The sequence below is a fragment of the Pseudomonas sp. Ag1 genome, from assembly GCF_000278565.1.
Taxonomy (GTDB): Bacteria; Pseudomonadota; Gammaproteobacteria; order Pseudomonadales; family Pseudomonadaceae; genus Aquipseudomonas.
Window position 1 is genome coordinate 1 of the sequence record NZ_AKVH01000070.1, and the last position, 11139, is coordinate 11139.

General features: G+C 57.2%; 13 protein-coding genes and 1 pseudogene. 6 read left to right on the forward strand and 8 right to left on the reverse strand.

Annotated features, from left to right (window positions below; translation table 11 throughout):
* The first annotated feature begins 102 nt into the window (after nucleotides 1-102).
* The 6 genes and pseudogenes from A462_RS27605 to A462_RS0132280 all read left to right on the forward strand — a co-directional run.
* Nucleotides 103-612 (forward strand): hypothetical protein, encoded by a 510-nt coding sequence (locus A462_RS27605; RefSeq protein WP_008431795.1) that lies wholly within the window; start codon nucleotides 103-105, stop codon nucleotides 610-612.
* 402 nt (nucleotides 613-1014) lie between these two features.
* Nucleotides 1015-1194: a hypothetical protein gene (locus A462_RS35165; RefSeq protein ID WP_083853177.1), complete on the forward strand. Its 180-nt coding sequence runs from the start codon at nucleotides 1015-1017 to the stop codon at nucleotides 1192-1194.
* A 24-nt stretch (nucleotides 1195-1218) separates the two neighbouring features.
* Entirely contained in the window at nucleotides 1219-1437 is a 219-nt protein-coding gene (locus A462_RS27600; protein WP_008431799.1) for a hypothetical protein, read from the forward strand.
* Between the two features lie 185 nt (nucleotides 1438-1622).
* Nucleotides 1623-1874, forward strand: a complete 252-nt coding sequence (locus A462_RS27595) for a hypothetical protein (RefSeq protein WP_008431801.1) — start codon at nucleotides 1623-1625, stop codon at nucleotides 1872-1874.
* Between the two features lie 530 nt (nucleotides 1875-2404).
* Complete coding sequence (locus tag A462_RS34170; protein ID WP_443200823.1) at nucleotides 2405-2749, forward strand: helix-turn-helix domain-containing protein; 345 nt, start codon at nucleotides 2405-2407, stop codon at nucleotides 2747-2749.
* Between the two features lie 376 nt (nucleotides 2750-3125).
* Nucleotides 3126-3434 (forward strand): annotated as a pseudogene (locus A462_RS0132280) (SOS response-associated peptidase family protein); the annotation flags it as partial.
* On the opposite strand, the gene A462_RS27590 reads toward A462_RS0132280, so the two are convergent.
* The 8 genes from A462_RS27590 to A462_RS27555 form a co-directional block, all read right to left on the reverse strand.
* Nucleotides 3428-3715 carry a helix-turn-helix domain-containing protein gene (locus A462_RS27590; RefSeq protein ID WP_008431807.1) on the reverse strand — a complete coding sequence of 96 codons (288 nt, stop codon included), beginning with the start codon at nucleotides 3713-3715 and terminating at the stop codon, nucleotides 3428-3430. The pseudogene A462_RS0132280 and the gene A462_RS27590 overlap by 7 nt on opposite strands.
* 223 nt (nucleotides 3716-3938) lie before the next feature.
* On the reverse strand, nucleotides 3939-4445 hold the full coding sequence (locus A462_RS27585; protein ID WP_008431809.1) for a lysis system i-spanin subunit Rz: 507 nt from the start codon (nucleotides 4443-4445) through the stop codon (nucleotides 3939-3941).
* The gene (locus A462_RS27580) at nucleotides 4442-4867 is read right to left on the reverse strand and encodes a structural protein (protein ID WP_008431811.1); all 426 of its coding nucleotides are present in this window, start codon (nucleotides 4865-4867) and stop codon (nucleotides 4442-4444) included. Before A462_RS27580 ends, A462_RS27585 begins: the two co-directional genes overlap by 4 nt.
* A gap of 56 nt (nucleotides 4868-4923) precedes the next feature.
* Nucleotides 4924-7941 carry a host specificity factor TipJ family phage tail protein gene (locus A462_RS27575; RefSeq protein ID WP_008431813.1) on the reverse strand — a complete coding sequence of 1006 codons (3018 nt, stop codon included), beginning with the start codon at nucleotides 7939-7941 and terminating at the stop codon, nucleotides 4924-4926.
* On the reverse strand, nucleotides 7938-8318 hold the full coding sequence (locus tag A462_RS27570; protein WP_008431815.1) for a hypothetical protein: 381 nt from the start codon (nucleotides 8316-8318) through the stop codon (nucleotides 7938-7940). The genes A462_RS27575 and A462_RS27570 overlap by 4 nt, the downstream gene beginning before the upstream one ends.
* Nucleotides 8318-8800, reverse strand: coding sequence for a DUF1833 family protein (locus A462_RS27565; protein WP_008431816.1), 483 nt, complete (start codon nucleotides 8798-8800; stop codon nucleotides 8318-8320). The genes A462_RS27570 and A462_RS27565 overlap by 1 nt, the downstream gene beginning before the upstream one ends.
* A gap of 171 nt (nucleotides 8801-8971) precedes the next feature.
* Entirely contained in the window at nucleotides 8972-10942 is a 1971-nt protein-coding gene (locus A462_RS27560; RefSeq protein WP_008431817.1) for a hypothetical protein, read from the reverse strand.
* Between the two features lies 1 nt (nucleotide 10943).
* The gene (locus tag A462_RS27555; RefSeq protein ID WP_008431818.1) at nucleotides 10944-11138 is read right to left on the reverse strand and encodes a hypothetical protein; all 195 of its coding nucleotides are present in this window, start codon (nucleotides 11136-11138) and stop codon (nucleotides 10944-10946) included.
* Nucleotide 11139: the final 1 nt, after the last annotated feature.

Below are 11139 nucleotides of genomic sequence, written 5' to 3' on the forward strand. Positions count from 1 at the left end.
CGGAGCGTTCTTCAACGCTGAGTTCGTGATAAGACATGGCAACACCCTACCGGAAAGGTCAGGTGTTGCACTCAGTTTTTGCCGCCGCCCAGGATAAAATCCATGGATAAGTTGGTGTTTCAAAATGCGCCCATTGTAAAACTCGGATCAAATAAGTTCATAGATACGCCTACGGTCCTCCAGTTCGATGATACCCCGCTGATCCAAGTCGTTAAAACAGAAGAAGCTGGGTTCACAACGAGTATTCCAATCTATCATGAGGACGGAACCTACCTCGCTAAGGCTGTCGGCTCCAGGCTACACAGCACTGATGATGGTGTGAAGGCTGGCGTAACTCTGCAGCATCTCGACAAGGTCACTGTGTGCAAACTCAACGGACGAATCTTATTTGAAATACGTCGAGAGGAAGCCGCATCACTAAAGACTGCGGCGGAGCTCTATACGCCTGGCGGATACTTCGTGAAATATTGGACTGCCCGGCCAGAACTTTTAGGTAAAGATGGAGGCGGAATACAGGTGTCTGGGATTCTCATGACGGACACTACGGTCCAAGGATGTCGGATCGGCGTCTGGATGAGGTCTGATGGAAGCGTTGCGATAGGCTGCAGATGAAATGGCAGCCTTTTCGCTGTTGGCCGCGTGAATAAAGGCCCAGCCGACGATTCCAATACCCCAGAATATATAAAATAGGCCATACAAATCAGGCTCTTAGCATTTATCGGAAGCGCCTTTTTTGGGCCAGAATGGGTGGTTTTGCATTCGTTATGCCAGCTTAATGAAAGCTTCTATTTTGACGGAGGACGTGCGCGGCGCGCTGCACACCATCGATGAGAACGAAGAGTTCATTAAGCTGACGCTGGCCGTCCTGATGGCACCTGACTGATCGTCGGGTAAACGTGCAGTTCCTCGCCTCAAATTGCGCTGCTGGCAACCTTCAGGGCATCTCAACATTGAGTTCGCCTTTTGTTTCCGGCCATACTCGCCGTTCGATGGGCAAATACCTAAGGCATCTCCCTGCCCCTTACCAAACCCAATCAATACCTGCAAGGCGTCGCCTCCGATCTCAAGTGGTCATCCGTAGAGCTGATGAGGATTGCGGAGCGGCTGAGCCTTGCAGGGGTGTCTAGGGTCATTTACCTCATTCAATTTTACGATCAGCGGACACTACTCCACATTCTCATGGGGCTAAAATAGTCTCGAACTATGGAGGAATTACGCATGGAAAAGTCGAAAACCGCAGAGGAGATTAGAGCGCTTCTGCTCTCCCAGCGTCCCGACCTGAAAGATGAACTTGCGAAGATTTCAGACCTTGAGGTGCTGCAGCTCATGGCGTGCGCCTACAAAAGCGCGATTGATATCAAAGAAGCCGAACTGGTTGAGATCGATAGGTTATTGGACGAAGCTGCCAGGGTGCTCTTTTCCGCTGCGCGCCACTGATTTCGTCGCACACCTACTCAGCCAAAGGGGCTTGGCAACTTGTATCAAGCACCTGTCCCAGCGCCGAGCTTCTTGCATCTGCCCTTCGCTTATGTACGCGCCCGCCGGCCGTCAGCGTGCCGGAGCGTGGAACTTTCAAAAAATCAAAAAATCGAACGGACATCACTCCATCGTTCGGTGGCGCTATGTCCGTCTTCGAAAATGCTCAATTGATACGCATGCTCCTGAGCCAACTATCTGCCGAAACCGGCGTCGATTCGACAAACCTGATTGGCGATCAGAACCAGATCCTGTTCGGGCTACGTGAAATGATTCGACTCAATTTGATCTCTGGTGCGCGGTACTACAGCGAGTACTCAGACGCCACCGGGCCGTTGCTGTCTTCTGTTTTATCTATTCGCCTGACCAGGCGCGGAGTTGCGCTGAAGGAGCAATAGGCCACTATTTACAGCTTGTCCTGAGCGCCTACCCTTAAAAACTCACGCATTTGAATTGGGAGGACAACCATGGACACCCTAAGCAGGCTGGAAATCGAAACGGTCCTCGCCAGCCGCCTGCCGAACTGTCTAATCTCGTGCTCGATTAGCGCTGACAGCACGCTATCAATCGACGTGACAGGCCCTGAATCTGATCTGTTCACGATAGTGAACATCGACCGGCGCAAGTATCAGGGAGAATCTGGCATTAGTAGGCTAGCCCGAGAAATTCTTGAGGAGATGGTATTTTCGAGGCAGTCCTCTCGCCGCAATGATTCAAGGCGAACAGGATAAATTGCCCAGGCAATCCCCCCCTCTTATCCCCGTCGCGGCATAAATCAGTTACACGCCCTGCTCCCTATGTGCCACTTTGATCTAGGTACGGTTACGTCGATCTTCCTACGAAAATCGCGAGGATCCGCCTCCTACCTCTACCTCCTTTTGCCGCAGCCGTTTGCCACGATTCACCTATCTATAATGGCCGCAAGTGAGTGAACAGCCAGAAGCTGATGATGAAGAAAATAGGATTGCGCCTTAAACAAGAACGCCAAAAGCTCGGCATGACGCAGGGCGCGCTTGCGAATATTGGTGGTGTCCAGGCAAATGCTCAGGGGAAGTATGAGCGAGGTGTACGAAGCCCTAACGCCGTCTACCTTGCACAGTTGGCATCCCTGGGCGTTGATGTACTTTACGTCGTCACTGGTAGGCGGGCTGCTCCTCATCTCAGTGACAGTCGCATCTCCGATTTGGATTTCCTTGAACAGCTATCAATGCTCTCTGCGCGCGAAAGAAAAGCCGTGATAGATCTAATGAGTTGTCTCACAAAAATCCGATAGTGCGCGACGAACACCTCCAAACTCCAGGCCCGCCAACTGGGCCGGCTCCCCGCTCGCTAGAATCTCAATTCTTGGAAGGTGCCATTTTCGTTGTGCACTTTTACCGAGGCGGCTTTCCCTACAATAAGTGGTGCGGTCACCCTCACAAGCCCTTCCTTCGTGGTTGCCTCTGCAAGTGGCTTGACTGAGCCAGTCCTGAACAAACCCCAACCAACTTTCGTTTTCATTATCCTGTACGAATTCATGCGCAGATCCATTCAATCAGATACGTAAGCGTAGTCGATTCCGGCCGATCCACGGCCCTTCCGGTCGATGGTGGCTGTACGCCAAGAACGGTAAAGCGCGGGTCCAATTATAGGCGGGATACCTGTGCTAAATCATATTCGCCGAGATCGGCCAACTGCCCGGCAACGATGAAGGCCCAGGCGAGCATGACGGCTTCGTGATCATCACCGCCGACAGCGCTGGCGGAATGGTGGACATCCACGACCGGCGGCCCGTGGTGCTGACGCCGGACCTGGCTAGGGAATGGCTTGACCCGGCCACGCCCAAGGAGCGAGCAGAACAGATGGTGCTACACCAGGGCGAACCGGCCGAGGCCTTCGAATGGTTCAAGGTCGATACTGCCGTGGGCAATGTGCGAAACAAAGGGCCGGCGTTGATACATAAAATAATGAATCAGTGAATGAGCTCTTTTGCCTTTTCAAGACACTCCGTCGCGCTATCCAGCGCCTCAGCAGCCTTGGCCGAATCCGCACTACCGTTCTCTGTGCGCTTTCCAGTAATCACGAACAGGATATCGACGCCGGATTTCGCGACCGACGCGAGGTAATCCGCCCGCGGAAAACGAATCCCACTCTCGTACCTTCCCTGAGCATTCACTTCCACTCCACCAATCGCACCAATGGCAGATTGGGACAATCCAAGTCTAAGGCGTTCAGATTTCAATCTTGCACCGATGCTCATGACTGTGTATCCAAATGGGTGTACTCATGGGAGCCATTGAGTACAGAGCAAGTTCCCCCTACAGCTTTTTCAGGTACCAAAAAACCACATGACGCCCACAACAGCAACGACCCATCCCAGGGTCAAAAGAAAAGAGAGACCTGCCAGCTGCTTGTCCATAAGAGCCTGCCAGTTCGATAGCTGCGGGCCAACACACGCAAACGGCAAGCGTAGCCTATCGCTATCAACGCGCAATCACTCTGACATAGGCCTGGCACGCCCGCAGCGCGATCACGGCCTTATCCCCATCGTCGGTGATGCCGATAATTCTTTGAGCATGCGCTGGGTCAAGTTGGGCTCGACGGGCTGCATGAACCACGCCGACGGCGCCGGGGGTGGTAGGCACGTCGCAGCCACTGGCTGAATCCGTGGCGTCGAGAAGGACTGACAGCCGCACATCAGCAGTAGCAAGACGGTCACGCAGCAGAGCCTGGTTGCGCTGGGCATCGGATAATTCCTTGGTGTGTTTTTGATCGGCAGCGGCCAGTTGCTGCTCGGTAGCCAGGCGCTTGTCCTGCTCGGCGCGGGCCTGGGCGGTAGCGGCACTGCCGATCGAGTCAAGGTCCGTCTGGAACTGTCCCGCCTGCTTTGCCAGCTTCCCGTCATACCGCCAGTCCTGTACCTGCCAGGCGGCGCCGAAGCCCACGGCCATGGCCAGCAGAACCAAGGCCAGCTTCTGCACCGGAGTCATACCAGCGCCCGCCGCACGCCTTCGGCCAACACCGCGTCAGGGTAGACATAGCCAGCGTTCTCGTGATGAATGATCGCTTTGACGAAACCGGCCATTACCGGTGCCTGAGCCAGATCAATCTCGGCGCCGGGCTGGGTGCCGGTGTTCGCCTCGACTGCGCGGACGTACGCAGCGGTGTCGTTCTCCACAGACGGTGCCCATCGGCTGATGATTGCCTTCACCGTCTTGAGCCCGTGCTTGCGCTGATAGGTCAGCAGCAACTTGCCCAGGGCGCGGATACCGTTCTCCGGCGTATCGAACCGGGCAAAGCGTTTCTCGATGGCCGGGTCGGGCTTGAGTTGGCCCTGCCATTGGTTGGCCGGAACGTAATCGATGTTTCCGGGGTTGCGGTTGCGCACCCCTCGGGTTTCGGTGATCGGCATGCTTTTCTCCAGGCAATAAAAAACCCGCTCAGTGGCGGGCCTTGGAAGGTTGGTCTCTACGCCGCGGCGGGCGCGTAGTTGTCGTCGTCTGCGTAAAACACGGGTGAATATTCGCTCGCAGTAACCGCGCAGGTTCCATCCTGGTTTGGGGTTATTTCAGTGATCATCGCCGGATACCCAACCTGCTCGCTCGGCCCAAACAGGAAGCGGGCCGGCTCAATGCTGAGGTCGGTAATGATGTCGAAGTCAATTGCGCTGAGCGGCACCATCACCTGGTGGAAGCCCGCCTCCTGCGGTTCGAACAAGCTGGTGACGGTTCCATCATGGCGGCGAATTACAGCCCGGGGCGCAACCATCGTCCAGTCCATCTCTTCGCTCAGCGTGAGCATGTACTTGTCCCCCACCTGCTCCACTTCCATGATCAGAGCGCTAGTGGTGGTGTTGGGGATGTCGTCGGCCAGTGTGATTCGATCAATGTCCTCGAACACCAGCGCATCAAGCTCCGTATCCACTGAGTAAGCCCAGCGGGAGAACTGATACTTGCGCAACTGCCGCATGCCGATGCGCCAGGCGCGCGTTTCGTCTGACACCCCGTCCAGCTGGATTTTGTCGACCTTGAGTCCAAGGCTTCCAGACAGCCGACACTGCACCGTTTCCTTGCGGTTTGTGTACTGGTCCACGTATTCGACATCAACGCCATCGAAGTCGTCCGGGCTGGGCGCGGTAAAGCTGGCGGTCAATTCGCTGGCCATCTCATGTGGCGTGATGACTCCGCGGGGTGGCTGGATGCCCTCTCGCTTCACGCTAAGTAGCCCATTGCCGTTCGACAAATGGGACATCCCGGCGGTGAAGATCCCCTGCAGCATCTCCCGGGCCGGAACGGCCTTTTCATGGGACATGTCGTACAGCTCGCCGCGGGGAGTCCAGTAATCCTGGTCAACCGTGTTGAGCGCATCCATGTCGATCAGCGACTCATCAATTCCCAGGCTCTGGCAGACGTGCAGGGCCGCGCCTTTGATTGAGCGCATCGGCGCGCTGTCATAGATCCGGGTTGGAACGCAGTTAACTTGGCGCTCCGATTGAGCGCTGAGGCGATCGCCGCCGCGCACGTCCATTGTGATGACGGTCACGCCCTCGTAAGACTTTGGCCACGGCAAAAGCGTGCGTAGGCCAAGCCATTGAATGGACTCTCGAGCCTGGCCCCCCATAAGCGGTTCAACCCGGCGCATCTGGAACTCTGGACGCAGCGGGTACGGGAAAACCAGCTGGTGGGTGAAACCGATCTGGTCTGGCGTTGCCTCGACATAAGTGTGGGTAATCGTCGTCCAGGCCCCGCCAATGGCCGCATCCCGCCAGCGAACCTCAACCGACTTCGAGGAAACTTTGATGTTCCCCTGTTTGCTGTAGTAGCACAGGCCGTTGTTGAAGAATACGTCGTACTCGGCCATGGTTGCCAGTTCGTTCTCAGGGCATCCCATGAGGGGGCCGATCCAGTTGACGGTTCCCCCAGGCCCCGTAAATGAGAAGTCCAGCAGGGTTCGAGCAGTGAATCCGCCCCAGCTTGTATCAATAGCGCCGAGATCATTGATGCGGCTAATCGAGGCGGTAAGCCCGTCAATCGAGACAACGCTATAGCGGAAGCCGCGATATCCCAAAGCCAGGCGCTGCTGACCCACGGCCAGCCCAGTGAAAGGTGTACCGTTGTCGAACTGCAAGGTGATGGATGCCTGCTGCTCAGCAGAGCCGCCAGTCGAGGCGGTACCAACCACGTACGTCGGGCCGGAACCAAAGATCGGCACAGGCGCGCTGGTCTGCGAAATAGTGCCGCCCTTGTAGGGGCTCAGCGGCTCAATCAAGCGCAAACGCCCCGAGTTGTCTTGAGCCACCAGGCCGATGCCTGAGAGCTGCGACGTTATGATCGACACCAGGGCGCTCATACTTCCGTAGTTCGCATTCAGCGAAACGGTTTTGGTGACCCCCTGGAAGGTCACGGTCCAGACCACAGCGCTCGAACTGAAGTCGTAGGTGGTTGGGGACGCGCTGGCTGTAACAGAAGAGGGAGCCCCCCCTACCCCAGGCACCGGCGGAACGTAAGGCGTTACGCTGGCAACCATCAGATCCAGATCGGTATCACTGCGCAGAGTCACCTTCATGCCAGCGAACGGCGAAAGATCAGTGAGCGCACCGGCGATCCTGCTATATCCGCCAGCAGTGGAAACGGTGAATGTGTCAGGAGTGACTACCGTAAGCACCGTGCCGGCGGCCCAGTTGTCGGGGAAGCGCGGACTGTTACCCAGCAGGGAGATCGTTGTGCCGCTGATCAGTATCGAGTCAGCCAGCGCGGTAGATTCCGAAGGTGCCGTACTTCCGAGGTCCAGGCCGGCGGTGCCTGCGTTGGTGCCGCCAACCTCTCCTACCGGGTACCAGTTCTGGGCGCGAGGATCATTTGCGAGTGATGCACCCGGTTCGTAGATGCTGAAGGCCACGTCAGAACCGAACGCCGCTACCGGCGTGTCGCCGATCTTGAGTGCGCTGGACGGAAGAAGATGCCGCCCGCGGCCAACGCACAGGCACAGGCTGGTGCGCATCAGGCGCTTGTTCACGAACCTCGAGACCGGTGGGACCAAAAGGTCTGGATACACCTTGGCCTTGCCCAATATCTCGCGAATCGGCGAATTCAGCTTCGCGTGGTTGCCAGTAGCCGTGGCCAGGTCGAGGTCATCGCCCTGCTGCTGCTTCGCGGCCTTGGCCTTCGGCATGCTCATGACCATGATGATGGAAACAGCTGCCAGCGCCACAGCGACCCAGGCCGCGACGGCGGCAGCCGCCGCTCTCGCCTCCGGGAAGATCTTCACCGCGGTATCCGGGCCAACTTCCACCGAATGCCACTGATCCACAGGAACAACTGCATCATTCACTTCAATGCAGATTGGATGCACCGCGCCGATATCGAAGCCTTTAACATTGGCCGCCAGCCATCCAGCCAGGGTAATCGTCCCCTTTACCTGGTGAATCTCCAGCGGCACGCAGTCGCCTTTTTCAATGCCAATCCGGGATGGGTAGATCTCGATCACTTGTAGTACTCCACCCGCACGAAGCGGCGCTTGAGCCTGTGCAGAGGCAGGCAGATGACGTTGTGCTTCTCGGTGATTTCCATTGCCTCAAGGGAGGCATCGACGCGAACGACCACGCCGACGTGGCGCATCTCGCTGCCTTCGTACAGGGCAATCAAGGCGCCCTCCTCCGGCTGGCACGGCGTAAGCGTCGGGAACCACCTGCCGGCCACCTCGACCATGGATCCGTCGCCGGCGCGAATGCGTGCCCACTCCGGCCAGTCCGGCAAACCAAGATCGCGCCGGACCTCCAGCACGAGGCCGTAGCAGTCAACAAACGGCCACACCCTGCCCCCCTCGCGGTACTTGCCCGCAGGGTATTTGTCGTGATCGATCATTATTGGTACCGCATGCCTGGGGCGAATTCGCCGGTGTAGTTGTGACGCAGCCAGAGGGTTTCCAGCAGGTTGAAGTAGCCGGCCACGATCTGCGCTTCGGTCGCTGTGACAGAACCGCTCTTCACTTTGTAGCGAAGGTTTTTCGACGGGTAGGCCAGGTCGGTGCTGATGTACTCCCTGTACACCAGGTTGATCTCCCTGCGGTCTTTCAAGGCGGCCCGCAGGAAGCCGGAAACACTTCCGTCGATGTTACAAAGGGCAAACTTCAGGTCCTGCTTTCCGTCACTACCCCGTTTCGGGAGAGCGATGGAAATGCCACAAGCCAGGAAAGTCGCAGTGCCGCCCGTCTCCAGGCCCACCAGCAGATCCTCGTAACCGTCGGTTAGAAAGTGGCGTGCTACCCCGTCGGTCACTTCCAGGGTGCCGTGCAGAATCTCCGGCCCACCGCTGGAGTAGAGCCGGTTGAGTACAAAGCTTGTCATTGTGGCCGTTCCTTCTCTATCGCCAAATCAGGGAGACTCATCCAAGGAAATTACTCTGGCGCGTAGATGGCCAATCCACTTCGCCCGCGGGCTCCTAAGCTCGCACTCGAACCACTGCGAGCCAGAAACCAGCACGTCCTCGAAGCATGCAATCGACACTGCTCAGGGTCATCAGGATGGGTACAGCGGGGCATACCCGAGGGTTTCACCCGCCGGTCCGGATACCCGGAACTTTGTCGTTGGTGTTCCGCTAGCGGCGCCAGCAATAGCGCTTCCCAGCAGCAGGCCTCCACCAAGAGAGCCAAGAGCGTTGAGAGTCGCACCTGCATCCTTTCCGGCAAACCCAGCACCTGGCGTGAAGGGCACGACCGAGTTGTAATAGATGGAGCTTGTATCGTAGGCATACATGCACCATGCGACCGGGGAATCACAGATCGTGCCGCTCGCCACCATACGAGCTGAGCCCGTGGTTGCCATCGAAGTAAGGCAGCCAAATATAGACCCCACTTGCACAGATACTGTTGAGTCGCCACCGAACTGGATACCCGCGCCAGATGCGCCGGAAATGCTCGGGCTCAAAATGCGGATTCCCTTGCCAGTCCCGACTATCCCCTGCTCAGAGCCGCCGCGAGTGGTCGGCGTCATGTCGAAACCATTGATTCGCCCGGTACCGCTCTCACGGAAGTTGATAGCGGGACCAACGCCATATGCAACCGCCGTTAACGTTACGCGGGCCCAGCAGTCAATCAAGCTCCCAGATGACGCGCAAAGAATTTGGACGCCACCGGTTACCGCGCTTCGCCAGTTTTCACCGGTAACGTCAAGCCAGCAGCCAAACGTATCGAATCCGACAGCGTTGGAGATTGCCCCTGCTGCGCCGCAGTTCTTGGATACCAGGCGTGTAAACCCCGAGAAACTGCAAGACTCAATTACGCCGCCCGTGTCAAAGCAGTTTTCCGCATAAGCGTCGGTGTTTGTTGAGTAGGCGCTTGAGCAAAAGAACCCATCAGCAGGGCGCGCAGCTGTTCCGCCGTTGATGGCCTTGCACCGCGTCGTGTTCACGCGGACCCCACTGCCTGAAGTCGCAATACAGACGCCGGGGATTTGCGAAGGCGCCACTGGAGATCCGATAACGTTGCGGCCGGTGCATTCGATGAGTTCGCAGTCCGTTCCCGATGAGATCTCGATAGCGATAGTGCGCGTGGTGAGCACGCCTGTTCGGTTGAATGAGTTCGAATCTACGTCAAGACCGGTGATCTTGAGTCCTACCGGGTTCGCCGAGCGGAACGTGGTCTCATGCGACGTATTCGCCTGCGAGATGATGGTGAACTGCCCTGTGATACCGTTTATCACACGCCCCGCCGGAGACGGGAATGTCATGCCCCTGGACACAAGGAATTTTCCAATGCCGGCCAAATTAAGGCTGCTATTGTGAAACCTGTCCAGCGCATCCGCGTCGTTGGTTACGCCGTCACCCATAGCCCCGGCAGCCTGATACGTCGCGAACCCCGTATGCTTCATCCGGTAAAGCAGTCCGGCATTTGTGCGGATGGTGTCGAAGTCGTTTGCCACCGTTGTGATGTCGGAGAAGTCGGCCTCGTACTCGGTGTTGATGATTGGGCCGCCAGTGCGATACCGGGAGAGCTTCACTTCTGTAGCGGGCGTGGTCGAGGGCATCGTCTTCAGCACGGCCAATGTCGATACCATGCGTTGGCCACCAGGCAGCAGGCTGATGCCTTTGTCGAGCGCGGTCGATGTCAGCTCATTTCGCAGAACACCGTCACCAGCAACAAGGAACTTCGGCTCGTCGATGGCCCAATTGCTGACCGTTGTGTAGGGCAGCACCAGCGAAGGGCCTGGGCGATAGTAGTTTCCGTTCCGGCTGAACACCTGGTTCTGTGCCCCGATCGTGATCGGGCCAGACGCATAGTCGCCGAGAAACTGAAAGCCTTGGTTTAGCAGGAAGTTGGCGAACTGCTTTTCAAGCCCCGCCCAGCTGAGGCGGATTACGCCCAGGCGGTCAATCCAATTTAAATTGGGCGCATTGACGGCAACGTCGAAATTTTCGGCATTGTCTTTCAGGTCGCGGGGATCAGATGAGCCGTTCGGAAGCACTGGGTTCAAGGTGGCAAAAGTTGTCATCTCAAACCTCGTCGGCGATCTGTTGGGCAAGCGCTTTCTGATCTTCGCTCAGCTCTTCCGGAGGGTTGATTGTGGCCGCGATCAAAACTTCATCACGGAACACCTCGGAAATAGTTTGCTTCTGTCCGCTCACGGTGCCGTCCGCGTGGATGCGAACGAGCACTTCATAGGGACGAATGCTTTCAGTAAGTGCCATA